This is a genomic window from Blautia sp. Marseille-P3087 (genome assembly GCF_900120195.1).
In the GTDB taxonomy this organism is placed as follows: domain Bacteria; phylum Bacillota; class Clostridia; order Lachnospirales; family Lachnospiraceae; genus Blautia_A.
In genome coordinates this window covers 1,070,277-1,094,874 of record NZ_LT635539.1, presented here as the reverse complement: position 1 = coordinate 1,094,874, position 24,598 = coordinate 1,070,277, and the positions used below count along the sequence as shown (strand labels likewise).

Below are 24,598 nucleotides of genomic sequence, written 5' to 3'. Positions count from 1 at the left end.
GCTTTTTTTATGTATCAGAATGTATACATAGATGCTGTATTTGCGGCAAACTTTCTGATGGATTATATTCTTCTGCGACTGACCGGATTTTTTATAAGAGAAGGCAGGAACAGATGCCGTTGTCTTATGGCAGCGGCAGGCGGAGCGCTTTTTTCAAGTATCAGTCTCTGTATACCGGCAGAACAGATTCCACGAATGTGGGGCATTGTAGAGATTTTCTGTGCGGCAGGAATGTTGATACTTGCATACAGGATCCGGTCCTGGAAAAGACTTGCAATGGCGGTTCTGATATTTTATGTGCTTGCATTCTTGAGCGGTGGGATCTGGACGGAAGTGATGGGAAATATCCGAACGACCGGAGTGATTTTTGTATTGTGTGCGTTTGGAACCTATCTGGGAATCAGTCTTCTGATTCGAATTCTGGACAGCGCAGAACATATACGAAGCGGCTCTTATCCGGTAGTACTTAAATATCAGGGAAAGGAGATGAGTACAGAAGGATTTCTTGATACAGGAAATCATCTCCTGGATCCGATAAGTGGAACACCGGTGTCTGTCGCATCGTGGAAATGTATGAAGATACTTTTTTCGGAAGATCTGACAGAAAGACTTGCAGGCCTGCAGGAAAAGCCTGAGAAAATAAAAAGTACGGAGATAGCCGGGCTTAAGCCACACTATCTGTCCTGCCGGACCGTGGGACGGGGAGAGCGGCTGCTTCTGGCTGTGACACTGGAGGAACTTTGTATTCAGATCCAAGGGAATACGGTTCATATAAAAGAGCCGGTTGTCGCACTGTCACCGGAACCTTTTGCTTTGGGAAAAGAATACGAAGTATTACTGAATTCCAGATTATTGCATTAGGAGGGGCAGGATATGAGCAGATCGGCAGCAGGGATGGATTATAGTCCGTTTCAGGTTTTTCAGAAATTAGTTCTTTCAAGATCGAGGGGACTGTATTATATCGGAGGGAGTGATGTCTTACCGGCACCACTGGAACCCAAGAGAGAAGCTTACGTGATCAGTAAGCTTAAAACAGAACAGGAACAGGAGGCAAGATCCCTGCTGATCGAGCATAACTTAAGGCTTGTGGTGTACATCGCGAAGAAATTTGACAATACGGGAGTCGGAGTTGAGGATTTGATCTCAATTGGTACGATCGGGCTTATCAAAGCAATCAATACATTTAATCCGGTCAAAAATATTAAACTTGCGACATATGCTTCACGTTGTATAGAAAACGAGATCCTTATGTACCTGCGACGCAACAGTAAGACAAGAATGGAGGTTTCGATTGATGAACCGCTGAATGTAGACTGGGATGGCAATGAACTTCTTCTGTCGGACATTCTTGGAACAGATGAAGATGTGATTTCAAGACGACTGGAGGACGAAGTAGAGATTACGCTGCTTGCAAAAGCAATCAATAAATTAAGTCCGAGGGAACAGACAATCATCCGTCTGCGATTTGGACTGAATAATGCGGAAGGAAAGGAAAAAACGCAGAAAGAGGTTGCGGATCTTCTGGGAATCTCACAGTCATATATTTCGAGGCTGGAAAAGCGGATCATGAAACGCCTGAAAAAAGAAATAGTAAAATACGAGTAAGGTGTTAGGCGAAAAACTCCGTGCATATACATAAAAATAAAAGATGCAGAGGTGTAACTGCATGAAAAAATACAGAATCGAACTGACAATGGCCTGTCTGCTGCTGGTATGTTTTTACCTGTTATCCAGACAGGCCGCTGTTATTTCCGTCAATCAGGCAGAAACGACGAAGGGGGAAGCCGACCCGCTGATTCTTGTTGATGCGGGACATGGCGGAAGCGATCCGGGAATGATCGGCATGGGAGGACTGGAAGAGAAAGGTATCAATCTTTCAATTTCGCTGTTCCTTCGGGATACACTTGAAAAATCCGGATATTCAGTCATCATGACAAGGGAAGAGGACAAAGGCCTGTATGACAGTGGGGCGGCGAATAAAAAAGTACAGGATATGCAGCGTCGGGTTACAATGATTCAGGAACATGCACCGGTGCTTTCTGTCAGCATTCACCAGAACAGCTATCAGGATTCAGAGGTGCATGGACCGCAGGTGTTTTATTATGAAGGTTCTGTGGAAGGAAAAAAACTTGCAGAGGCAGTCCAGAACAGTTTGAACCAGAACCTGGAAGTGGACCGCCCGCGAGAAGTGAAGGGAAATACCAGTTATTATCTGTTGAAAAGAAGCAGCGGGCCGCTCGTGATTGTGGAATGTGGTTTTCTGACCAATCCGGAGGAAGCACAAAAGCTTCAGACAAAGGAGTATCAGCAAAAAGTTGCCGGTGCAGTCACGGAAGGAATCCGTACATATCTGAATGTGCAGTAAAGAGCAAAACGTGTAGATATTGTGAACTTCTACGAAATAAAGGAAGTTTGTTTGCCATACGAAAATTCCTTTGCTATACTGTTGCTGTATGAATGGAAAGTATTTTATACAGAGATTTACAGAAGAGGTGTATGATGTTAGGTGTTATTTATTTAATCCTGTGTATGCTCATCGGAAAAGAGCTGGCAGGACTGCTGCTTTCAAAAAAAATAGGATATAATCAGATCTGGCTTACTCTGGCAGTAGCTTTTGGCACAGGCGTACTTATAATGGGATGGGCAACCTATATGACTGCATGGGCAGCAAGCGAGGCCGGTGCAGTCCATCCGCTGATCTATGCAAATGCAGTTGTCATGGCTGTGGCGGTATTGATAGTGGTGATCCTTTACTGGAAAAGATACCATAAGGCGGGGTCTTTTAAGGGGATTTTGGAAACAGGGATGATTACGGAGCGCAGGCTGTTTCGAAAAGAAGCAGTGTTTTTCGGTGCTTTACTGGTCTTTCTGACCTGGATCATGTTTTATGTCTTTTTTATCAAAGACGGAGTGCTGTACAGTGGTTATACAGTTTACGGGGATTATGCACCGCATACAGCGATGATGCGGTCTTTTTCTATGGGAAACAATTTTCCGACACAGTATCCGCATTTTGGCGGGCAGGATGTAAAGTATCACTTTATGTTCCAGTTTTTTGTGGGAAATCTTGAATTTCTGGGACTGCGTCTGGATTTTGCGTACAATGTGGTAAGTGTTCTGGCACTTCTGGGATTTTTGATTTTTCTGTATCATATGGCGAAGCGACTTGCCGGAAGTTTTGCGGCAGGAGTACTGACAGTGTTTTTCTTCTTTTTCAGAAGTTCTTTAAGTTTTTTTCGCTTTGTTATAGAACATCTGAATGCAGGAGACCTCTGGGAAACACTGAGAGATAATACGACATTTATCGGTTATACGACAAATGAAAACTGGGGTCTCTGGAACTTTAATGTATATCTGAATCAGCGCCATCTGGCATTCGGACTTCTGATCGTTGCAATCGTGCTCTGGTTATTTATGGACTGGCTCGAAGTCGGATGCAGCGCTTCGGAGACTGGTATCCGTTGGATAAAAAAACGCATTTTTACAAAGAAAGCATGGCTATGTGTGCATTCAGAAACTGCACTGCTTGCCGGTATGATTCTGGGTCTTACTTCTTTCTGGAACGGAGCAGCAGTGATCGGCGGTCTTCTGATTCTGATGGGATTTGCTGTATTTTCCGATGGGAAGCTGGATTATCTGATCCTGGCAGTGACAGCAGTGATTTTTTCGGTGCTTCAGACAAAGATCTTTATCTGGGGCGACGCGGTAAGTCCGTCCTTTTACTGGGGATTCCTGTCAGAAAATAAAAGTATTACAGGAGTACTCTGGTATCTTATACAGATGAGCGGAGTCTTTTTTGTGGGAGCTGTGCTGATCGCGTTTTTTCTGAGAGAACGCAGGCAGAGGGCTGCACTGGTAAGTTTTTTCTTTCCACTGATCTTTGCATTCTGTATGTCACTGACTCCGGACATTGCAGTAAACCACAAATACATTATGATCGCGTATGCGTTCCTTGCAATTTTCTGGAGTCTTGCAGTTCTTAATTTGTTTAAAAGACAACTTTGCTGCAAGATCGTGGCGGTACTTCTTGCCGTTTCGCTGAGCATTACGGGAATCTATGATTTTATAGTTATTTTAAAAGATAATGATTCCGGGCATCGTGTGACTGTGAATCAGAAGAGTGAACTGACAGGGTGGCTTGCAGAGCATCTGACTCATAATGATCTGATCCTGACACCGGAGTACAGCATCAATGAAGTGACGATGTCCGGTGTGATGATGTATATGGGCTGGCCGTATTATGCGTGGTCTGCAGGGTATGATACATATGACCGTGCGGCGAAAGCAAAAGAAATCTACAGCTCAACAGATGAGGCGGCAATAAAGAAGCTTGTAAAACAGGAAAAAATCACATATATTCTTTATGAAGATGGAATGCAATACGAGCAGGAAGCCTGCAGAGAAGATACGATTGCCAGTGCGTTTACGCTGGTTTACGAATCAGAAGATGGGAGAATAAGGATTTATGAAACCTGAAACGATAACCAAACAGATTTTTAAAATAATACCGGCACTGTTGCTGGTCACACTGTCAGCATTTCTTCTGCAGGGAGATGTGTGGACATTCTGGACATGGTATCTGCTTGCGCTGGTACTGGGGGCAGCGGCAATGCCGCTGACCGGTAGATTGTTCCGAAGATTTCAGGACAGAGGCTGGATGTTTTCAAAAGTAACGGCGATTGCCGTAAGTGGTTTTCTTACATGGTTTCTCGTTGCGGTAAAAATTATTAAATTTACGACGATGACCTGCATCGTGGTGACACTGGTCTGTGCGGCAGCTTCGCTTATTTTATATTGCAGGGAACAAAAAGCCGGATTTGAATGCATTCCGTTTGCACATCTTGATCTAGTATATGCAGAAGAACTTCTGTTTTTTACAGCATTTCTTCTCTGGACGTATTTTGCCGGATTTCATCCGGCAGCATATGGTACAGAAAAATTTATGGATTATGGTTTCATGGAAGCCATGATGCGGAGCAAAACACTGCCGGCAACAGACCTCTGGTATTCACAGGGAAAAATCAACTACTATTATGGCGGACAGTATTTTGCTGTATTTCTGACAAAGTTATCCGGCGCAAAAGTAGAACTCACTTACAATCTGATGAGGACATTTGTTGCTGGTCTTGCTTTTGCAATGCCGTTTTCGCTGGTGCATCAGATGGTAACTGACCGTCTCGGAAGGATCAGAACCGGATGGAAAAAGGCACTGCCATCCGTAACCGGAATCCTGGCGGGAATCTCTGTTTCCATAGCCGGCAATATGCATTATGTGGTTTACGGACAGATCATTCCGTTTATCCAGAAATTAAAAGGTGAGGAAGTCAGCAGCTACTGGTTCCCGGATGCCACACGTTATATCGGATTCAACCCGGATGTAGAGGATAAGACAATCCATGAATTTCCATGCTATTCCTTCGTACTTGGAGATCTGCATGCACATGTGGTCGATATCATGTTTGTGTTACTTCTTCTGGGACTTCTCTATGCGTGGATGAAGAAAGTAAGGACGACGGAACTTTCAGGAGAAAGCATGAGCAGGAGGGAATTCTGGAAAAAACAGCTTCTGATGCCGCAGCTTCTGGCAGCAGGTGCACTCCTTGGAATGTTCCACTGGACGAACTACTGGGATTTTGTGATTTATTTTGTGGTAACCTGCGGAGCGGCGCTGTTTATGAATATCATCGGGCAGAAGGGAAAAATCAGATGGGTACTTGGAGTAACTGCGGCGCAGGCTGTGGAAATCCTGACACTGGCAACCGTGATCATCCTGCCGTTTACGTTGCAGTTTGATACCAGCAATATGGTACAGGGAATCGCACTTGCGAAGCATCATTCTCTGCTACATCAGCTTCTGGTGCTCTGGGGACTGCCGGGGATTTTGACAATTCTGTTTGTAGTTTCTCTGCTTATTGAGAAATTACGAGGAGCAGAGCAGAAATCACTTTATCATCTGCTTACATCGATCAGGCTGCCGGATCTTTTCGCAGTACTTATGGGACTTTGCGCGATTGGGCTTGTCCTGATTCCTGAACTGGTATATGTCCGTGATATTTATGAGAATGGCAATGCCAGGGCAAATACAATGTTCAAACTGACTTATCAGGCATATATAATGTTTGGTATGACGATGATATATGCCATCTTCCGTCTGCTTGTCATTGGCAAAAACAAGATTCTGAAAGTGCTGGCATTCATTGGACTGTTTTTATTCGTGTGGACCTGTGGTTACTTTGGAAACAGTGTACATTCCTGGTTTGGTACAGTCTGGAAACCGTCACAGTATAAGGGACTGAATGCAACGGCATTTCTTGAAACAGATTTTCCGGAAGATGTAAATGGTATACGTTGGCTGAAAGAAAATATTTCGGATGCACCTGTTGTTCTTGAAGCAAATGGTGACAGCTATTCCGAATATGAACGTGTATCTGCAATGACCGGACTTCCGACGATCATGGGCTGGTATGTACATGAATGGCTGTGGAGAGGCGATCTGGCAGACCTGAATGCGAAAATAGAAGAAATAAAAGAAATATATACTTCGACAGATGAGACAAGAGTAAAAGAGTTACTGGAAGAGTACAATGTTTCTTATATTTTTGTCGGTTCGTGCGAGCGGAATAAGTACGGCGCCGATCTGAATAATGACCTGCTGAAAGGTCTGGGCGAAGTGGTATTTCAGGATTCGGAATATCCGACCTATATCGTAAAGATAAACTGACTTGTAGAATTAACGGATTTAGACTATAATGAAAAACAATACAGATAAATGAGAGGAAGCATAAGATATGAGAGCGCAGATTGTGGCAATGACCAGTGAAAATCTGGATATGGATGCCATAAAAAGAGCAGGAGACATCCTGAAAGCAGGCGGACTTGTGGCATTTCCGACGGAGACGGTTTACGGGCTCGGCGGAAACGCGCTGGATCCACAGGCTTCCATGAAAATATATGCAGCGAAGGGAAGACCGTCAGATAACCCGCTGATCGTTCATATTGCAGAGATTGATCAGCTTGCAAAGATTACGACAGAGATTCCACAAGGTGCAAAGATTCTGGCGGAGAAATACTGGCCGGGTCCACTGACAATGATCCTTCCGAAGGCGGACATTGTACCGAAGGAGACGACCGGAGGACTGGACAGTGTGGCTGTCCGTTTCCCAAGTGACCGGATCGCACAGGAACTTATCAAAGCAGCCGGTGGTTTTGTTGCGGCACCGAGTGCCAATACATCAGGAAGGCCGAGTCCGACGATGGCAGAGCACGTAGAAGAAGATCTCGGTGATGCGATTGATATGATCATTGACGGAGGACAGGTGGGAATCGGTCTGGAGTCTACGATCGTAGATTTCACCGAGGATGTTCCGGTAGTTTTAAGACCTGGATATATTTCGCTGGAAATGCTGAAAGAAACGCTGGGGGATGTCCGTATGGACCGGGGGCTTCTGATCACGGATAACAGTGTACATCCGAAGGCACCGGGCATGAAATACCGTCATTATGCACCGAAAGCTGATCTTTCCATAGTGGAAGGGACAGAGGAGCAGGTAATAGACTGCATTAACCGACTGAGTGCAGATGCAGAGAAGAAAGGTCTTAAAGTCGGCGTGATTGCAACTAATGAAACAAAAGACCGTTATGCACACGCTGATGTATTCAGTATTGGAAGCAGAGAAGAAGAAGAAACGATCGCACATCATCTTTATGAAGTCCTTCGAAACTTTGATGATGACCGGGTAGATCTGATCTATTCTGAGGCATTTTATACGCCGAGAATGGGACAGGCTATTATGAACCGCCTTTTAAAGGCAGCAGGACATAAAATTATAAATGCACAGGAGGAAAAGAAATGATAGCATTAGGATGTGACCATGGTGGTTATGAACTGAAACAGGAAATTATCAAATATTTGGAGGAGAACCATATAGAATATCAGGACTTTGGATGTGACAGCACAGACTCCACAGATTATCCGATCTATGCTAAGAGAGTTGCAATTGCAATTCAGAATGGAGACTGCGAAAAGGGGATCCTGGTATGCGGAACCGGTATTGGTATTTCTATCACTGCCAATAAATTCAAAGGAATCCGTGCAGCACTCTGTTCAGACTGCTTCAGTGCAGAGGCAACACGTCTTCACAACAATGCCAATATTCTTGCAATGGGCGGAAGAGTTGTAGGACCGGGGCTTGCAGTTAAGATCGTGGATACATTCTTGAACACTCCGTTCTCGGAGGACGAGCGTCATATCCGTCGCATCAGTCAGATCGAGGAAGATACAGACATTACGGATGCATATCCGGAAATTTAAATAAACATATGAATTTTAAATACCGGCCTCCTGCATTTTGTGGGAAGCCGGTATCTGTAAGGGGGATTTTGTAATGGCAGTACATATACAGAAAAGACAGGATTACATTTCCTGGGATGAATACTTTATGGGTGTGGCAATGCTTTCCGGGATGCGCTCCAAAGATCCGAATTCACAGGTAGGAGCGTGCATTGTCAGTGAGGACAATAAGATCCTTTCCATGGGGTACAACGGATTTCCGAAGGGATGTTCTGATGATGAATTCCCATGGGCGAGAGAAGGCGAGCCACTGGATACCAAATATCTGTATGTGACACACAGTGAACTCAATGCAATCCTGAATTATCGTGGGGGAAGTCTGGAAGGTGCGAAGCTTTATGTTTCCCTGTTTCCATGTAACGAATGTGCAAAAGCGATCATTCAGGCAGGAATCAAGACTGTGATCTATGACTGTGACAAATACGAACATACGCCGTCTGTGATCGCATCCAAGCGGATGATGGACGCAGCAGGTGTGCGCTATTACAAATACAAAAGAAGCGGAAGAAAGATTGATATTACTGTCTGAAAACATTTCGGCAGGATTCTGCGAATCAGCCCCTTGACATCGACGGATATTTCGCATAAAATATATAGCAAATGTGCCAGGCTTAAGGTTTCGGCACACATACCCGGCGATGATGAGAATAGTACATGAGGAGCAATCTCAGAGAGGGATCTGCATGGTGGAAGGATCCTGTGCGTGAATCATGGAACCGGCCTCGGAGCTCTGTACAACTGAAGTACAGCGTAGATCCGGCGTTAAAGGATATTGAGAGAGTAATTGTTATTTTAATTGCTAATTAGGGTGGTACCGCCGAAGTCCTTCGGTCCCTTTACCGGGATCAGAGGACTTTTTTTATTGCCTCTGATCTGACAAAAGAACCATTCAGAAAAGGAGAAAGAACTATGGCAAAGAAATTAGTAGAAGCCATCACTTCCATGGAGGAAGATTTTGCACAGTGGTATACGGATGTTGTAAAAAAAGCAGAGCTGTGCGGCTACACAAGTGTAAAAGGATGCATGGCAATTAAACCGGCAGGTTATGCAATCTGGGAAAACATCCAGCATGAACTTGACCGCAGATTCAAAGAGACAGGTGTACAGAATGTATACATGCCGATGTTTATTCCGGAATCTCTTCTGCAGAAAGAAAAAGACCACGTAGAAGGTTTTGCACCGGAAGTAGCATGGGTAACGCATGGTGGACTGAATGAACTTCAGGAACGTCTCTGTGTACGTCCGACTTCTGAAACTCTGTTCTGTGATTTCTATCAGAAAGATATCCAGTCCCACAGAGATCTGCCGAAAGTATACAATCAGTGGTGTTCCGTAGTGCGCTGGGAAAAAACAACACGTCCGTTCCTTCGTTCCAGAGAGTTCCTGTGGCAGGAAGGACATACTGCTCATGCAACGGCAGAAGAAGCGGAAGAGAGAACAATCCAGATGCTGAATCTGTATGCCGATTTCTGTGAAGAAGTTCTTGCAATTCCGGTTATCAAAGGCCAGAAAACAGACAAAGAGAAATTTGCAGGTGCGGTAGCTACGTATACGATCGAATCCCTGATGCATGACGGTAAGGCACTTCAGTCCGGTACCAGCCATAACTTCGGTGACGGATTTGCAAAAGCATTTGGTATTCAGTACACAGATAAGGATAACACTCTGAAATATGTACACCAGACATCATGGGGAATGACAACACGTATGATCGGTGCGATCATCATGGTTCATGGTGACAACAGCGGACTTGTCCTGCCTCCGAGAATTGCTCCGACACAGGCAGTGATCATCCCAATCCAGCAGCGTAAAGAAGGAGTCCTGGAAAAAGCAGACGAACTGTTTGCAGCACTGAAAGCAGCAGGCATCCGTGTTAAAGTGGACGATACCGACAGAAGTCCGGGATTCAAATTTGCAGAGCAGGAAATGCGTGGTATTCCGATTCGTATCGAATGTGGACCGAAGGATATCGAGAACGGACAGGCTGTAATCTGCCGTCGTGATACAAGAGAAAAATATGTGGTGTCCTTCGATGAGCTGGCTTCCAAAGTTCAGGAAGTTCTTGATCTCATGCAGAAAGAAATGCTGGAACGTGCACGTGCGCATCGTGACGCTCATACTTATGTTGCAACAAATTACGAAGAATTCAAAGACACCATCAATAACAAACCGGGATTTGTCAAAGCTATGTGGTGTGGAAATCGCGAATGCGAAGACAAGATCAAAGAAGATGTACAGGCAACATCCAGATGTATGCCATTTGAGCAGGAACATTTAAGTGATGTCTGCGTATGCTGCGGAAAACCGGCGAAGAAGATGGTTTACTGGGGAAGAGCATACTAATATGAAATTAACGATTCCTTCCAATGCGGAAAAAATACTGCACATTTTAGAGGAAAACGGTTATGAAGCCTATGTGGTCGGCGGCTGTGTGCGGGATTCTATCCTGGGACGTACACCAGATGACTGGGATATTACGACTTCGGCATCGCCGGAGCAGGTAAAAGAGCTTTTTCACCGCACAGTGGATACCGGGCTGCAGCATGGCACCGTAACTGTACTGATGGACAAAGAAGGCTATGAAGTGACGACTTACCGCGTGGATGGTGACTATGAAGACGGCCGCCATCCGAAGCAGGTGATGTTTACTTCGAGCCTTGAAGAAGACCTGAAACGACGTGATTTTACGATCAATGCGATGGCGTATCATCCGGTAAGAGGTCTGGTCGATCTTTTTCACGGAATGGAAGACATGCAGGCGAAGATCATCCGCTGCGTCGGAGATCCGATGGAACGCTTCCATGAAGATGCGCTTCGCATTCTCCGTGCGGTACGTTTTTCTGCACAGTTGGGATTTACGATTGAAAAAGAAACAAAGAGCGGTATTCGTGCACTGGCACCAAATCTGAAGTGTGTCAGCGCAGAAAGAATCCAGACTGAACTTGTGAAACTTCTGGCTTCGCCTCATCCGGATTATCTGCGGGTGGCATATGAGACCGGAATCACGAAAGAGTTTCTGCCGGAGTTTGACCGGTGTATGGAGACGGAACAGAATACACCGCATCACTGTTATACGGTGGGCGAGCATATTCTGAACAGTATGATGCTGATCCGTCCTGATAAGGTACTTCGCCTGACGATGCTGCTTCATGATATTGCGAAACCAGTCATGCGAAAGACGGATGAAAATGGACGCGATCATTTCAAGATGCACGCAACGGAAGGTGAAAAGATGGCCAAAACCATCCTGCGCCGCCTGAAATTTGATAACGATACGATCAGTAAAGTAACCAGACTGATCAGGTATCATGATGATCGTCCGATGCCGGAAATGCGTTCAGTAAGGCACGCGGTAAACCGGATCGGGGAGGAACTTTTTCCATTGTATCTTGAGGTGCAGGAGGCGGATATGCTTGCGCAGAGTGAGTATCACCGTGAAGAAAAAGCGGCCCGTCTGCAAGGGGTGACAGAATGTTATCACAGGGTTCTGGAGCAGAAGCAGTGTGTTTCTCTGAAAACACTGGCAGTGACCGGACGTGATCTGATAAGTGCAGGTTATAAGCCGGGGCCGGAACTGGGTGAGATTCTGAAAAAAATGCTGGATCACGTTCTGGAATATCCACAGGACAATGACAGAGAAAAACTTCTGGCACTTCTGAAAGAACGATAATTTTATAGAAACAATAGCGAAGGGATTTCCGAGAGGCTTTTTGCCTCAGGAAATTCCTTTTTGCATTTCTTCTCTGACCGGGACATAAGATAGAAAAAATGTAACTATTCAGTAGGTAGTATTCCGCGAGGGTACTGAACAGTTACGAAGGTATCAAATCAGGAGGGGGATTTTTATTTGTATGATTATGGACTGAGCATACTGGAGCAGTACGGACTGAATGCAGAGTCTTCCGCGCGTACGAGAGGTGCGCTTCTTTGCAGGACGGAAAAAGGTCTGGTCATCATAAGGGAATTTGGCGGGACAGAGAAAAAACTTCAGAAGCAGCAGGAACTTCTTGAAAAATTGTCGGAACAGGAATGTTTGGTAGACTGTTATATTTCAAATCAGGAAGGTGCGCTTGTTGCGAAGGATCGTGACGGAATTCCGTATACTATTCAGCAGTGGTACGAGGGACGGGAGTGTGATACACGTTCCAGAGAAGATATTTTTCGCAGTATTCGTATGCTTGCGCAGATTCATGCGAAAATGCAGATGCCCGTGGTAGAATTTTATGTAGAACCTTCCCTTGAGGACGAATATCAGAGACATAATCAGGAATTAAAAAAAATACGCAGCTTTATCCGTAAAAAAGGTGCAGTCTGTTCTTTTGAAAAATTGTATCTGGCTACGGTGGAAAGCTTTCTGACAGCAGGAGAGAGGGCGCTTATGGAATTGAGAGAATCGGATTATGCCGGCCTTCGAAAAGAAGCAATTGAACAGGGAAAAGTCTGTCATGGAGAGTATAATCAGCATAATGTGCTGATGCTGAAACCGGGGACTGCCGTTACAAACTTTGAACATTGGGGATTTGATGTGCAGATTTCGGATCTGTATCGCTTTATGAGAAAAATTCTCGAAAAATACAGCTGGGATGTGCGTATCGGAATGGAGATGCTGCGTGCCTATCACCAGAAGAAGCCGATCACAACATCTGAATGGGAAAATCTGCGCATTCGTTTCAGCTATCCGGAGAAATACTGGAAGCTTGCGAACTATTATTATGTACACAAAAAAACACTGGTTTCCAGAAAAAATACAGAGAAATTGCAGAATCTTGTCAGACAGAAAGAAAACTGGGAATATTTTATCAGGAAATGCTTTGGAAGCTATCCGTTTTAAGTGAATTATACTTCCTTTTTCAGGGCAACAGGTGTATAATGAGAAATCATAAATAACGGTCAGAGATGACCGGAAATACAATGTACAGGGAGGTATTTTCCGTATGGAATACAGAGAAATTTATGAACAGTGGCTTGCAAACCCATACTTCGATGAAGCAATAAAAGAGGAATTAAAAGGGATTTCAGAAGACGAAAATGAAATAAAAGAACGTTTTTATATGGATCTGGAATTTGGTACCGCAGGTCTGCGTGGAATCATCGGTGCAGGAACCAACCGCATGAACATCTATGTAGTCAGAAGAGCTACACAGGGACTTGCAAACTACATTGCAAAAGTAGACAAGAAAGCACAGGGCGTTGCAATCGCATACGATTCCCGCCATATGTCTCCGGAATTTGCCGAGGAAGCAGCACTCTGTCTGGCAGCAAACGGAATCAAAGCTTATATCTTTGAATCTTTAAGACCGACACCGGAACTTTCTTTTGCAGTACGTCATCTGGGCTGCGTGGCAGGTATCAACGTAACAGCCAGCCACAACCCACCGGAATACAACGGATATAAAGTATACTGGGAAGATGGTGCACAGATCACACCACCGCATGACAGTGGTATCATGGGAGAAGTTAAGTCTATCTCCGACTGGAATACCGTTAAGACCATGGACAAGGCAGAAGCAGAAAAAGCAGGTCTGTTCCAGGTAATCGGCAAAGAAGTTGACGATGCTTACATGTCAGAACTTAAGAAACAGGTCATCCATATGGATGCAATCGAGAAAGAGGGTAAGAACCTCAAAATCGTTTATACACCTCTTCACGGAACAGGAAATATCCCTGCAAGAAGAATCCTTAAAGAACTCGGATTTGAGAACGTTTATGTAGTAAAAGAGCAGGAACTTCCTGACGGAGATTTCCCGACTGTCAGCTATCCGAATCCGGAAGCGGCAGAAGCTTTTGAGCTTGGTCTGAAACTTGCAAAAGAAGTAGATGCAGACCTCGTTCTTGCAACTGACCCGGATGCAGACCGTCTTGGTGTACGTGTCAAAGATAAAAATGGCGAATATCATGATCTGACAGGTAACATGTCAGGATGTCTCCTTGCTAACTATGAACTCAGCCAGAGAAAGGCAGTAAACGGAAGCCTTCCGGAAGATGGTGCGCTGATCAAGACAATCGTAACTACAAACCTTGCCGATGCAATCGCAAAAGGCTACGGTGTAAAACTGATCGAAGTACTGACCGGATTCAAGTTTATCGGACAGCAGATCCTCGGCTTTGAGAAGAGTGGAAGAGGTTCCTACCTGTTTGGCTTTGAGGAAAGCTATGGCTGCCTGATCGGTACATATGCAAGAGACAAGGACGCAATCGTAGCGACTATGGCACTTTGCGAGGCAGCAGCATACTACAAAACACAGGGCAAGACTCTTTGGGATGCAATGATCGAGATGTATGAGCAGTTTGGCTATTATAAAGATGCGATCCAGTCTGTAACAATGAAGGGAATCGAAGGACTTCAGAAGATTCAGGAGATCATGAATTCTCTGCGTCAGAATCCGCCGGCAGAATTTGCAGGACACAAAGTAGTTGCTGTAAGAGATTACAAGGCAGACACCATCAAAGATCTTGCGACAGGTGAAGTAAAAGCGACAGGACTTCCGAATTCCAATGTTCTGTATTATGAACTGACAGATGATGCATGGGTATGCGTTCGTCCGTCCGGAACAGAGCCGAAGGTAAAATTCTACTATGGTGTTAAAGGAACTTCTCTTGCTGATGCAGATAAAAAATCCGAAATTATGGGTAAGGCAGTTCTTGACATGGTTGACTCCATGAAATAATCAGGACACAGGTATATGCAGGAATTTGACAGATTTATGGAAGTCGTCCGCACGATACGTGAGAAATGTCCGTGGGACAGCGTACAGACGCATGAGAGCCTGAAGAAATATCTTGTAGAAGAATCGCAGGAAGTGCTGGATGGAATTGACCGGCTGAACAGAACCGGAGACAGTGACAATCTCTGTGAGGAACTTGGAGATGTATTATTTCAGGTTGCGCTTCACAGCCTGATTGCTCAGGAAGAGGGGCTTTTTACGGTCGGGGATGTTATTTCCGGAGTCACCGATAAGATGAAATTTCGGCATCCGAAGATTTTTGCACCGGAGGACAGCGAACTGTGTTCCCTTTCCTGGGAAGCACTGAAAGCAAAAGAACAATCCGCAAAAAGCAACAGCAACAATAATAAAAGAGCACATGAGAATCAGATGTGATAGGAAAAGCCTTGACAATTTGACGAAAAGAGTATATATATAGTAGATAGCGTGCTTATGCCGGGTAGCATTACGCAATAAATAAGAATGAGGTTTTTAGAGGAGGAACACCATGAATAAAACAGAATTAGTAGCAGCTATGGCGAAAGAAACAAACCTTTCCAAGAAAGACGTAGAGGCTGTATTAAAATCTTTTACTGATGTTGTAGCAGATGAATTAAAAAAAGGTGGAAAAATTCAGCTTGTAGGCTTTGGCACATTTGAAGTAAGCGAAAGAGCTGCAAGAGAAGGAAGAAACCCACAGACAGGCGAGACTATGACAATCGCTGCTTCTAAAGCACCGAAATTCAAAGCTGGTAAAGCTCTGAAAGACATGGTAAATGCATAATTAAAGATGTATCTTGGGGGAACGTACAGTTCCCCTTTTTCTTTTATATATAAATATATTTGGGAGGCAGACATGAGACTTGATAAATATCTGAAGGTTTCGAGACTGATCAAGAGAAGAACTGTTGCCAACGAAGCCTGTGATGCAGGACGTGTGCTGGTCAATGATAAGCCGGCGAAGGCATCTGTACAGGTGAAGGCAGGAGATACAGTTGAAATTCAGTTTGGAAGTAAAAATGTAAAAGTGGAAGTTCTTGATGTGAAAGACACCGTGCGCAAAGAAGATGCAGAAAATCTTTTCCGTTATCTCTAAAGGATACGATTTATACGTAAGACGTCTATTTGTCATGAAGTGTGCATACATTTTCAGTAAGGAAATTCTGAATGGATGATCATGATGGAAGAGAAACAGTCAGCCGGGGTACATCGCGTTTTGCTGGAAAACCGAAAGAAGGCAGTGATCACCGGAGTACAGGAAATTCATTCATTTAATGAAAATGAGGTACTTCTTCTTTCGGAAGCGGGTAAAATACTTCTGAAAGGCGAACAGCTTCACGTACGAAAACTGAACTTGGAAAAGGGTGATGCCGAGGTGGAGGGACGTGTGGACAGTCTTTCGTACCTTACCAGGAATGCACACAAAAAAGACGAATCTATTTTGAAAAGGATGTTCCGTTGAAATGAGCAGTTATATGAAATTTGAGACTGCTCTTTTTCTTCGCGCGATTATGAGCGGCATGATGCTGTGCGCCGCGTATCGGATATTCTGTGGCCTTTTATATCACTTTTTCGGGAGACGCGGAATCAGATCGGTGACAGACTTTTTATACTGGCTGGCAGCAGGATTTCTACTGTTTTTTGCGTTGTTTCGATGCAATTACGGGGAACTTCGACTGTTTTTATTGCCCGGTGCGCTAATTGGTGCTTTTTTTGCAAATTATTTGTTAAATCGGTTGCTATTTCCGGTAAAAAGATGTAGTATTTTAATACATAGGCATTTAAAGAAGCGTAATAGGAAATTTAGAAGGGGCAGGCGTTTTGAAAAAATCCAAAAAGAGAAGAAGCAATCAAAAAATAGCGAATAACTATTTAGGTATGGCTGCAATCGCTATCGTTGTTCTGATTCTTCTGGTCGGGCTGACGATGCAGAGTAATAATCTGAAAGCCCGTATTGCAGTGTATGATGCGAAGGCAGCAGCGCTGCAGCAATCCATTGAGGATGAGCAGGACCGGACGAAAGAAATCGACGAGCAGAAGGAATACATGCAGACTGATGAATACATCGCAGAAGTTGCGAGAGATAAGCTTGGTCTCGTCAAGGGAAACGAGATCGTTTTTGAAGAAGAAAAGTAACCTAAGAAATAAAGCAGATTTTGCAGAAAAGTTTTTCTTGACAGCCGCCTTTGTTTGACAGATATTTTAAAGAAACCTTCTTATAATATTTTTCTAGGAAAGTATTAGGGGAGGGGAATATATGCAGGAATGGATAATTGCCATGCTCGTGATCAGTGTACTTTTGATATTGCGGGACATGGCAAAAACTATTTTGACGGGGAGAATGTCAAAAAAAGAAGAAGCGTTTTCTTTGTGTGAAGAGCATCCCCAGAAAGAAAAGGTGGAGCGTTATGCAGCCTCGTTTCAGAAGCTTGCAGATACGTTTTATGGAATGCCATATAAAAAAGAATTTTTAAGCAGTGGTCAGATCGATAATATTCTGGTGGAGACGAACGCTCAGGTATGTGCGAACTGTTATCATCGGGAATTGTGCTGGGGAAACCGCTCGACCGAATTGTGTAAAGGTGTGGAGAGTATTGTACGGGCAATGGAAGCTGGTAATGAAGAAAAACTTGACGAACTCCGTACACAGTGGTCGGAACTATGTGGGAAAACCTACCAGTATCTGGATGTAATACGACGTAATTTTCGAAATGAAAAACAGAATCTGGTGTGGACAAACCGTATGATCGAGAGCAGACTTGCCGTCGCACAGCAGTTGACAGAAATAGCCGGGATCATGGAGATGGTGGCAAGTGATCTTTATGATATTTCACCTGCGGAGCCGGAATTTCAGGAAGAACTGCGCAGGATGCTTCGCAGGCGTCACGTGATCCTGAAACAGGCATGGGTGATGGATAAGGCAGAGGGACGGCGGCAGATTTTTCTTAATATGCGTGCCAGAAGCGGTCAGTGTGTTTCCGTGACGGATGTTTCACAGGTGCTTTCTGAGATATGTGAGTCACCGATGACGTCATCTGCCGGCAGCCGTTGTATTGTAAATGGTGAATTTCACACAGTCCATTTTGTGGAAGATGTCAGTTATCAGATGCTGTATGGAATATCCAGACTGACAAGAGAAGAAGAAAAAGTATCAGGTGACAACTATATCTGCCGACAGGAAGATGGCGGAAAGTTTGTGATGTGCCTTTCTGACGGGATGGGATCCGGCATGGATGCCTGCCGGGAAAGTGAAATCGTCGTGGAGCTTCTGGAACAGTTTCTGGAATCCGGCTTTACACAGGAAGCGGCAGCCCGCATGGTAAATTCGGCGCTTGTGTTGAAAGGGCAGGAGGGAATGTTTTCTACGGTAGATATCTGTGCAGTCGATCTTTATACGGGAATCTGTGAGTTCCTTAAAGCAGGAGCGGCATCCACATTTATCAAACGTGACCACTGGGTAGAGGCAATTTCATCAGAAAGCCTTGCGGCAGGACTGGTACAGCGGATGGATTTTGATATGGCTTCGCGGAAACTTTATCATGGAGATTATCTGATCATGATGACGGACGGGGTACTGGATGCTCTTCCGACAGAGCGAGAAGAAGAAACAATGAAAGAAATCATCATGGATATTCAGGATGAGACACCGCGCGAAGTGAGCCGAGGGATACTTGAACGTGTGCTGGGATACAGCGATTACCGGGCAAGAGATGATATGACGGTTCTGGTTGCCAGTGTAGTTCGAAAATAAAAGCACGGGAGAAAAGAGTAAATGCAGGAACAGGTGCTACAGAAAGTAAAACAGTATATTGCAGAAACAGAAATGATAAAGCAGGGATGCACTGTGATAGCAGGAGTTTCTGGTGGACCCGATTCAATGGTAATGCTGGATATCCTTCGGAGAATTCAGAAAGAATATAATTTTTTTCTGCGTGTAGTGCACGTAAATCACGGCATTCGTGGAAAGGAAGCACTGCGGGATCAGAAAACGGTGCAGAAGATCTGCAGAGAATGGAAAATCCCGTGCTGCGTATATAGTTATGATGTGCCCTGTCTGTCAGCAGAATGGAAGATGGGAACCGAAGAAGCAGGCAGGAAGGTCCGAAGGGCAGCATTCGAAGAGGAAAAAAAGAAATGTACATCTTCTGATGGTGACATACGGATTGCACTTGCACATAACAAAAACGATGTTGCCGAGACAATGCTCCATCATCTTGCGAGAGGGAGCGGAATCCGTGGAATGGCTGCTCTGAAACCGGTTAATGGTGAATTTATCCGTCCGGTTATCTGTTTAGAACGGGATGAAATTGTCGATTATATAAAAGAGACAGGAATTCCGTCAGTAATGGACAGCAGCAATTTTGAGGATGATTATACGAGAAATCGTATCCGGCATCATATTCTGCCGCTGATGACGCAGGAAATAAATGCAAAAGCTGTTTCACATATGGCTGAAGCATCCGAGCTGTTCCGGCAGGCAGAAGAGTATTTTAAAACAAAAGCGGAAGAAATGGCAGATAACTGTGCAGGAAAAGACGGGACGTATCTTCTGGACAAAGAGTTTTTTACAAAAGAAACAATTCTCCAGAATTATGCGGTAAGAGAAATTCTGGAGCGGTTAAGCGGGCACAGGAATGATCTTACAGCGGGACATATTCGACAGGTGCAGAAGCTTTATGAAAATCAGAGCGGAAGAAAAATCAGTCTTCCTTATGGTGTGGAGGCTCTGCGATGTTATGGAGGAGTAAAACTTCAAAAGAAAACAGAAGAAATTTTGGAGAGAACGGAAGAAGCACAGGTACTGAACATGGAAGGAGATACAATCTGGGAGAATGAAACTTTCAGAACCTGTATTTTTCCATATTCGGGAGAGAAGATTTTAGAAAAAAAGTATACGAAATGGTTAGATTGTGATAAAATAAATTGCGAACTGTCTGTCCGGACGCGAAGAAGCGGAGATTATATGATCGTTAATCAGTCGGGCGGACGCAAAAAGCTGACACGCTGTATGATCGACGATAAGATTCCGGGCGAGATACGGCAGGAAATCCCTCTTGTGGCTGCAAAGGATGAAATACTCTGGATCGTAGGGGGCAGGATCAGCGAACGGTATAAGATTACTTCTCAGACAGAGAAGGTGCTGGAAATTACATACCAAGGAGGAAGCATAGAATGAGCGAAAAAATCAGGGTTTTACTTAGTGAAGAAGAAGTGGATGCAAGAATCAGACAGATTGCAGCAAAGATCAGCAAGGATTATGCAGGAAAAGAGATCCATATGATCTGTGTCCTGAAGGGTGGCGTATTTTTTACCTGTGAACTGGCAAAGAGAATTACCGTTCCGGTGTCTCTTGATTTTATGTCTGTTTCCAGTTATGGTGATGATACCAAATCAAGCGGCGTCGTAAAGATCGTAAAGGATCTGGATCAGCCGCTGATCGGCAAGGACGTTCTGATCGTGGAGGATATTATTGACTCAGGAAGAACTTTAAGCTATCTGATCGATATCCTGAAAGGCAGAAATCCAAACAGCATCCATCTGTGCACACTTCTGGACAAACCGGAACGCAGAGTCAAAGACGTTAAAGTAGATTATTGCTGCTTCAACATTCCGGATGAGTTTGTTGTCGGATATGGCCTGGATTATGCACAGAAATACAGAAACCTTCCGTTTATCGGAGTGGTTGAATTAGACCAGGAAGACTAGTGAATACGTTCACAGTGACAGACCAGATTTGAAAGGAGAAAACAGCAGGTGAACAGACAGTCAGGCAGAATTGGCCTGTATCTTGTATTGATCGTGATGCTTGTAGCCGGTTATTTTTATCTGAATAATCAGGTGACATCACAGAGCAGCTATTCCATGGAGAGCATGAAACAGGCTGCCAAGGACGGAAAGGTCACATCCGCGAAGATATACCAGAACAGAGAGGTTCCGACAGGATCTGTTGTTGCGGATATCGAGGGTGAAGGCCAGAAACGTGTATATGTAACTGATGTAAAGGATGCGGAAGATACTCTGGAGAGTTATGATATTCATCCTGAGATTGCAGATGTTCCGCAGGAGAGTGTATTTATGACGACACTTCTTCCGACACTTCTTACCGGTGCACTTGTAATTTTTCTTTTTCTTATGATGAACCGTCAGATGTCAGGCGGCGGTGGAAATGCCAAGATGATGAATTTCGGTAAGAGCCGTGCAAGAATGATGCTTCCGGATGACAAGAAAGTTACCTTCCAGAATGTTGCCGGACTTCAGGAAGAAAAGGAAGATTTGGTAGAAGTGGTGGATTTCCTTAAGGCACCGCAGAAATACACAAATGTGGGTGCGAGAATCCCGAAGGGAGTGATCCTTGTAGGCCCTCCCGGAACGGGCAAGACACTTCTTGCAAAAGCAGTAGCCGGAGAGGCAGGTGTTCCATTCTTCTCCATTTCCGGTTCTGATTTCGTGGAAATGTTTGTCGGTGTAGGTGCATCCCGTGTCCGCGATCTTTTTGAAGAAGGCAAGAAACATGCACCGTGTATCATTTTTATCGATGAGATCGATGCGGTTGCAAGACAGCGTGGTACCGGTATGGGCGGTGGCCACGATGAGAGAGAACAGACATTGAACCAGCTCCTTGTTGAGATGGATGGATTTGGTGTCAATGAAGGAATCATCGTAATGGCAGCGACTAACCGTGTGGATATTCTTGATCCTGCAATCCTGCGTCCTGGCCGTTTTGACCGTAAGGTTGCAGTCGGCAGACCGGATGTAAAGGGCAGAGAAGAAATTCTTAAAGTCCATGCGAAAGACAAACCACTTGGCGAGGATGTGAATCTTGCACAGATCGCACAGACAACAGCCGGATTTACCGGAGCAGATCTTGAGAATCTTCTGAATGAAGCTGCAATCATGGCAGCAAGATCCGGACGGAGCTATATTACGCAGCCGGATATCAAGCATGCCTTTATCAAGGTTGGTATCGGAGCCGAGAAACGCAGCAAAGTCATCTCCGAAAAAGAAAAGAAGATCACTGCTTATCATGAAGCTGGTCATGCAATCCTGTTTCATGTACTTCCGGATATGGATCCGGTATATACGATTTCCATTATCCCGACAGGAATGGGAGCAGCCGGATATACCATGCCGCTTCCGGAAAATGATGAAATATTCAACACAAAAGGCAAGATGCTTCAGGATATCACGACACTTCTGGGAGGACGTGTCGCTGAAGAGATCATCTTTGGCGATATCACAACCGGTGCATCAAATGATATCAAGCGTGCGACAAGTACTGCGCGTGCAATGGTGATGCAGTATGGTATGTCTGATAAACTCGGTCTGATCACATACGGTGATGACGGGGATGAAGTATTTATCGGACGTGATCTGGCTCATACAAGAAGCTACAGCGAGGAAGTTGCAAAAGAGATCGATCAGGAAGTTCATGGTATTATTGATGAATGCCATGCAAAAGCAAGAGAGATTGTTTCCCAGCATATGGATGTACTGCATAAGTGTGCAGCACTTCTTTTAGAGAAGGAAAAGATCCAGCGTGATGAGTTTGAGGCACTTTTTACATTGGAAAATGCAGAAGATTAAAAAGAAAGTGTACAAAATAGACAAAAAGTAATGGTGAAATTTGTGAAGTTTGTGCACACTTTTCGGGGGACGCGTGGTACTATAATAACCGTAAAAACCCCCCAATACATTATATAGTTTTTGCTACACCCCATAAGAAGAAATACCTTCTCCAAAAAAGACAGCTTATCCCGCTGTCTTTTTTACTGTCTAAAAATATGAAATTCTATTGACATGGCACAGGCGGTATGGTACGATATCAATACTTTCACGAGGTAGAGTGACCATGTGCTAAAACATGAAAATATGTTAAGAGGAGATAGAGATATGAAGAAAAAAACAGTTGCAGTTTTGATGACAGCAGTAATGGCAATGGGAATGGTATCCGCAGTCAGTGTACAGGCAGGAATCGAGGACAAGACACTGATCGTCGGATTTGATGCAGAATATCCGCCATATGGCTATATGGACGATGACGGGGAATATACGGGATTTGACCTTGAACTGGCACAGGCAGTATGTGATCTTGAAGGATGGGAACTTGAGAAAAAACCAATCAACTGGGATTCTAAGGATATGGAACTAAATTCTGGATCTATCGACTGCATCTGGAATGGATTTACCATGAACGGAAGAGAAGATGATTATACATTCTCAGATCCATACGTAGACAACAGTCAGGTAATCGTTGTTGCAGAGGATTCAGGAATCGACAAACTGACAGATCTTGCAGGAAAGACTGTTGGTGTACAGGCAGCTTCTGCAGCACTGGATCTTCTTCAGAGTGAAGAAGAAGGCGGACAGAAAGAATTGGCTGATACCTTTGGTTCTCTGAATGAATTTGCTGATTACAACACAGCATTTACAGAACTGCAGGCCGGAGCACTGGATGCACTGGCAATTGATATCGGAGTTGCAAAATATCAGCTGAATTCCCGTGGAGAGGGATTCAAGATTCTTGATGAGACATTGAATACCGAACAGTATGCAATCGGCTTCAAGAAAGGCAACGATGAACTTTGCAATATCGTAAATGCAGACCTTCAGAAACTTGCAGATGACGGTACAGTTGCAGAGCTTGCAGAGAAATATGAGATTTCTGATATGGTAACGTTGAAAGCATCTGATGACACATCAAAAGATGATACAGCAGAAGAGAAATAATTAATAAAAAGTGACTATTCAGTAGGTAGTATCCCGCGAGGCGTTTTGGCTCGTAACCGTGAAGGTACTGAACAGTTGCAATAACAATAAGAATACAGAATGGGGTGCTTCCCGGGTTCCGGGTGGCATCCCTCTTGTAGGTTTTTGGAGGAGAGTACATGAGTTTTCAGGTAATGTTACAACAGCTTACCGTAGGGTTCGGGCAGACACTGCTGATCTTTTGTCTGACCCTGTTATTTTCCCTGCCGCTTGGTATGGTGGTATATTTCGGACGTGTGAGCAAGTTCAAGCCACTGAGTTGGATTATTAAAGCTTATATTTCTATTATGCGTGGAACACCTTTGATGCTGCAGCTGCTGCTGTGGTATTTTGGACCGTTTTACCTCTGGGGAATGAATATCGGTAACTACAAGTTTACTGCGATCATTCTGGGATGTTCTCTGAACTATGCGGCATACTTTGCAGAAATCTACCGTTCCGGAATCGAGTCTATTCCGGTAGGTCAGTATGAGGCCGCACAGCTCCTTGGCTATAACAAGAGCCAGACTTTTTTCAAGATCGTACTTCCGCAGGTGGTTAAGATCGTACTTCCGTCAGTGACAAACGAGGTTATTACTCTTGTAAAAGACACATCCCTTGTTTATTCCGTATCTTATATCGAAATGTTTGCCCTTGCCAAACAGATTGCGGCAGCACAGACCACCGTTATTCCGTTTGTGATCGCCGGTGTATTCTACTACATCTTCAACTTTGTAGTTGCATGGGTTATGGAATGGTTTGAAAAGAAACTGAATTACTATCGTTAGGAGGAAATGCT

At 44.4% G+C, this 24,598-nt stretch carries 24 protein-coding genes and 1 other annotated feature; all 24 genes read left to right on the top strand.

All coding sequences use genetic code 11. The features are described 5' to 3' along the window. Nucleotides 1–9: 9 nt before the first annotated feature. The 24 genes from BQ7344_RS05270 (at nucleotide 10) to BQ7344_RS05155 (ending at nucleotide 24,587) form a co-directional block, all read left to right on the top strand. The gene (locus BQ7344_RS05270; protein ID WP_072521723.1) at nucleotides 10–861 is read left to right on the top strand and encodes a sigma-E processing peptidase SpoIIGA; all 852 of its coding nucleotides are present in this window, start codon (nucleotides 10–12) and stop codon (nucleotides 859–861) included. A 33-nt stretch (nucleotides 862–894) separates the two neighbouring features. Beyond that, entirely contained in the window at nucleotides 895–1,605 is a 711-nt protein-coding gene (gene sigE / locus BQ7344_RS05265) for an RNA polymerase sporulation sigma factor SigE (protein WP_353652691.1), read from the top strand. Between the two features lie 61 nt (nucleotides 1,606–1,666). Continuing rightward, entirely contained in the window at nucleotides 1,667–2,365 is a 699-nt protein-coding gene (locus BQ7344_RS05260; RefSeq protein ID WP_072521721.1) for an N-acetylmuramoyl-L-alanine amidase, read from the top strand. Nucleotides 2,366–2,496: 131 nt separating this feature from the next. Beyond that, a complete protein-coding gene (locus BQ7344_RS05255; protein ID WP_235816047.1) occupies nucleotides 2,497–4,476 on the top strand; it encodes a hypothetical protein in 1,980 nt (659 codons plus the stop codon). Then, a complete protein-coding gene (locus BQ7344_RS05250; protein WP_072521719.1) occupies nucleotides 4,466–6,721 on the top strand; it encodes a DUF2298 domain-containing protein in 2,256 nt (751 codons plus the stop codon). The genes BQ7344_RS05255 and BQ7344_RS05250 overlap by 11 nt, the downstream gene beginning before the upstream one ends. Nucleotides 6,722–6,788: 67 nt before the next feature. Beyond that, nucleotides 6,789–7,853, top strand: a complete 1,065-nt coding sequence (locus BQ7344_RS05245; RefSeq protein ID WP_072521718.1) for an L-threonylcarbamoyladenylate synthase — start codon at nucleotides 6,789–6,791, stop codon at nucleotides 7,851–7,853. Then, the gene (gene rpiB, locus BQ7344_RS05240) at nucleotides 7,850–8,311 is read left to right on the top strand and encodes a ribose 5-phosphate isomerase B (protein WP_072521717.1); all 462 of its coding nucleotides are present in this window, start codon (nucleotides 7,850–7,852) and stop codon (nucleotides 8,309–8,311) included. Before BQ7344_RS05245 ends, rpiB begins: the two co-directional genes overlap by 4 nt. A gap of 73 nt (nucleotides 8,312–8,384) precedes the next feature. Next, nucleotides 8,385–8,879 (top strand): deoxycytidylate deaminase, encoded by a 495-nt coding sequence (locus BQ7344_RS05235; protein WP_015542294.1) that lies wholly within the window; start codon nucleotides 8,385–8,387, stop codon nucleotides 8,877–8,879. A 100-nt stretch (nucleotides 8,880–8,979) separates the two neighbouring features. Further along, nucleotides 8,980–9,189: a binding site (T-box leader), on the top strand. A gap of 70 nt (nucleotides 9,190–9,259) precedes the next feature. Next, nucleotides 9,260–10,693: a proline--tRNA ligase gene (proS, locus tag BQ7344_RS05230; protein WP_072521716.1), complete on the top strand. Its 1,434-nt coding sequence runs from the start codon at nucleotides 9,260–9,262 to the stop codon at nucleotides 10,691–10,693. 1 nt (nucleotide 10,694) lies between these two features. Further along, nucleotides 10,695–12,020: a CCA tRNA nucleotidyltransferase gene (locus BQ7344_RS05225; RefSeq protein WP_072521715.1), complete on the top strand. Its 1,326-nt coding sequence runs from the start codon at nucleotides 10,695–10,697 to the stop codon at nucleotides 12,018–12,020. A 177-nt stretch (nucleotides 12,021–12,197) separates the two neighbouring features. Then, nucleotides 12,198–13,181 carry a protein kinase family protein gene (locus BQ7344_RS05220; protein WP_072521714.1) on the top strand — a complete coding sequence of 328 codons (984 nt, stop codon included), beginning with the start codon at nucleotides 12,198–12,200 and terminating at the stop codon, nucleotides 13,179–13,181. A 103-nt stretch (nucleotides 13,182–13,284) separates the two neighbouring features. Further along, a complete protein-coding gene (locus tag BQ7344_RS05215; protein WP_072521713.1) occupies nucleotides 13,285–15,018 on the top strand; it encodes a phospho-sugar mutase in 1,734 nt (577 codons plus the stop codon). Between the two features lie 15 nt (nucleotides 15,019–15,033). Continuing rightward, entirely contained in the window at nucleotides 15,034–15,450 is a 417-nt protein-coding gene (locus tag BQ7344_RS05210; protein ID WP_072521712.1) for a MazG nucleotide pyrophosphohydrolase domain-containing protein, read from the top strand. Between the two features lie 112 nt (nucleotides 15,451–15,562). Continuing rightward, the gene (locus BQ7344_RS05205; protein WP_015542299.1) at nucleotides 15,563–15,838 is read left to right on the top strand and encodes an HU family DNA-binding protein; all 276 of its coding nucleotides are present in this window, start codon (nucleotides 15,563–15,565) and stop codon (nucleotides 15,836–15,838) included. Between the two features lie 72 nt (nucleotides 15,839–15,910). Continuing rightward, nucleotides 15,911–16,150, top strand: a complete 240-nt coding sequence (locus BQ7344_RS05200; RefSeq protein ID WP_015542300.1) for an RNA-binding S4 domain-containing protein — start codon at nucleotides 15,911–15,913, stop codon at nucleotides 16,148–16,150. A 75-nt stretch (nucleotides 16,151–16,225) separates the two neighbouring features. Then, nucleotides 16,226–16,516: a sporulation protein YabP gene (gene yabP, locus BQ7344_RS05195; RefSeq protein WP_083585492.1), complete on the top strand. Its 291-nt coding sequence runs from the start codon at nucleotides 16,226–16,228 to the stop codon at nucleotides 16,514–16,516. Between the two features lies 1 nt (nucleotide 16,517). Next, complete coding sequence (gene yabQ, locus BQ7344_RS16915) at nucleotides 16,518–16,922, top strand: spore cortex biosynthesis protein YabQ (protein WP_072521711.1); 405 nt, start codon at nucleotides 16,518–16,520, stop codon at nucleotides 16,920–16,922. Beyond that, a complete protein-coding gene (locus tag BQ7344_RS05185) occupies nucleotides 16,876–17,190 on the top strand; it encodes an FtsB family cell division protein (RefSeq protein ID WP_235816046.1) in 315 nt (104 codons plus the stop codon). The genes yabQ and BQ7344_RS05185 overlap by 47 nt, the downstream gene beginning before the upstream one ends. Nucleotides 17,191–17,311: 121 nt before the next feature. Then, on the top strand, nucleotides 17,312–18,805 hold the full coding sequence (locus BQ7344_RS05180; protein ID WP_072521709.1) for a SpoIIE family protein phosphatase: 1,494 nt from the start codon (nucleotides 17,312–17,314) through the stop codon (nucleotides 18,803–18,805). Between the two features lie 21 nt (nucleotides 18,806–18,826). Beyond that, the gene (gene tilS, locus BQ7344_RS05175; RefSeq protein WP_072521708.1) at nucleotides 18,827–20,230 is read left to right on the top strand and encodes a tRNA lysidine(34) synthetase TilS; all 1,404 of its coding nucleotides are present in this window, start codon (nucleotides 18,827–18,829) and stop codon (nucleotides 20,228–20,230) included. Then, nucleotides 20,227–20,760, top strand: a complete 534-nt coding sequence (gene hpt / locus BQ7344_RS05170; protein WP_072521707.1) for a hypoxanthine phosphoribosyltransferase — start codon at nucleotides 20,227–20,229, stop codon at nucleotides 20,758–20,760. Before tilS ends, hpt begins: the two co-directional genes overlap by 4 nt. 96 nt (nucleotides 20,761–20,856) lie before the next feature. Beyond that, nucleotides 20,857–22,638 (top strand): ATP-dependent zinc metalloprotease FtsH, encoded by a 1,782-nt coding sequence (gene ftsH / locus BQ7344_RS05165; protein WP_072523363.1) that lies wholly within the window; start codon nucleotides 20,857–20,859, stop codon nucleotides 22,636–22,638. A gap of 306 nt (nucleotides 22,639–22,944) precedes the next feature. Next, nucleotides 22,945–23,781, top strand: coding sequence for an amino acid ABC transporter substrate-binding protein (locus tag BQ7344_RS05160; RefSeq protein ID WP_072521706.1), 837 nt, complete (start codon nucleotides 22,945–22,947; stop codon nucleotides 23,779–23,781). A gap of 158 nt (nucleotides 23,782–23,939) precedes the next feature. Continuing rightward, complete coding sequence (locus tag BQ7344_RS05155) at nucleotides 23,940–24,587, top strand: amino acid ABC transporter permease (RefSeq protein WP_072521705.1); 648 nt, start codon at nucleotides 23,940–23,942, stop codon at nucleotides 24,585–24,587. The last annotated feature ends 11 nt before the right edge of the window (nucleotides 24,588–24,598 follow it).

Bases quoted from the DNA above. Each gene is read 5' to 3' on its own strand.
- BQ7344_RS05270 (WP_072521723.1), top strand. From the start codon at position 10: ATGTATCAGAATGTATACATAGATGCTGTATTTGCGGCAAACTTTCTG.
- sigE (WP_353652691.1), top strand. From the start codon at position 895: ATGGATTATAGTCCGTTTCAGGTTTTTCAGAAATTAGTTCTTTCAAGA.
- BQ7344_RS05260 (WP_072521721.1), top strand. From the start codon at position 1,667: ATGAAAAAATACAGAATCGAACTGACAATGGCCTGTCTGCTGCTGGTA.
- BQ7344_RS05255 (WP_235816047.1), top strand. From the start codon at position 2,497: ATGATGTTAGGTGTTATTTATTTAATCCTGTGTATGCTCATCGGAAAA.
- BQ7344_RS05250 (WP_072521719.1), top strand. From the start codon at position 4,466: ATGAAACCTGAAACGATAACCAAACAGATTTTTAAAATAATACCGGCA.
- BQ7344_RS05245 (WP_072521718.1), top strand. From the start codon at position 6,789: ATGAGAGCGCAGATTGTGGCAATGACCAGTGAAAATCTGGATATGGAT.
- rpiB (WP_072521717.1), top strand. From the start codon at position 7,850: ATGATAGCATTAGGATGTGACCATGGTGGTTATGAACTGAAACAGGAA.
- BQ7344_RS05235 (WP_015542294.1), top strand. From the start codon at position 8,385: ATGGCAGTACATATACAGAAAAGACAGGATTACATTTCCTGGGATGAA.
- proS (WP_072521716.1), top strand. From the start codon at position 9,260: ATGGCAAAGAAATTAGTAGAAGCCATCACTTCCATGGAGGAAGATTTT.
- BQ7344_RS05225 (WP_072521715.1), top strand. From the start codon at position 10,695: ATGAAATTAACGATTCCTTCCAATGCGGAAAAAATACTGCACATTTTA.
- BQ7344_RS05215 (WP_072521713.1), top strand. From the start codon at position 13,285: ATGGAATACAGAGAAATTTATGAACAGTGGCTTGCAAACCCATACTTC.
- BQ7344_RS05210 (WP_072521712.1), top strand. From the start codon at position 15,034: ATGCAGGAATTTGACAGATTTATGGAAGTCGTCCGCACGATACGTGAG.
- BQ7344_RS05205 (WP_015542299.1), top strand. From the start codon at position 15,563: ATGAATAAAACAGAATTAGTAGCAGCTATGGCGAAAGAAACAAACCTT.
- BQ7344_RS05200 (WP_015542300.1), top strand. From the start codon at position 15,911: ATGAGACTTGATAAATATCTGAAGGTTTCGAGACTGATCAAGAGAAGA.
- yabP (WP_083585492.1), top strand. From the start codon at position 16,226: ATGATCATGATGGAAGAGAAACAGTCAGCCGGGGTACATCGCGTTTTG.
- yabQ (WP_072521711.1), top strand. From the start codon at position 16,518: ATGAGCAGTTATATGAAATTTGAGACTGCTCTTTTTCTTCGCGCGATT.
- BQ7344_RS05180 (WP_072521709.1), top strand. From the start codon at position 17,312: ATGCAGGAATGGATAATTGCCATGCTCGTGATCAGTGTACTTTTGATA.
- tilS (WP_072521708.1), top strand. From the start codon at position 18,827: ATGCAGGAACAGGTGCTACAGAAAGTAAAACAGTATATTGCAGAAACA.
- hpt (WP_072521707.1), top strand. From the start codon at position 20,227: ATGAGCGAAAAAATCAGGGTTTTACTTAGTGAAGAAGAAGTGGATGCA.
- ftsH (WP_072523363.1), top strand. From the start codon at position 20,857: ATGCTTGTAGCCGGTTATTTTTATCTGAATAATCAGGTGACATCACAG.
- BQ7344_RS05160 (WP_072521706.1), top strand. From the start codon at position 22,945: ATGAAGAAAAAAACAGTTGCAGTTTTGATGACAGCAGTAATGGCAATG.
- BQ7344_RS05155 (WP_072521705.1), top strand. From the start codon at position 23,940: ATGAGTTTTCAGGTAATGTTACAACAGCTTACCGTAGGGTTCGGGCAG.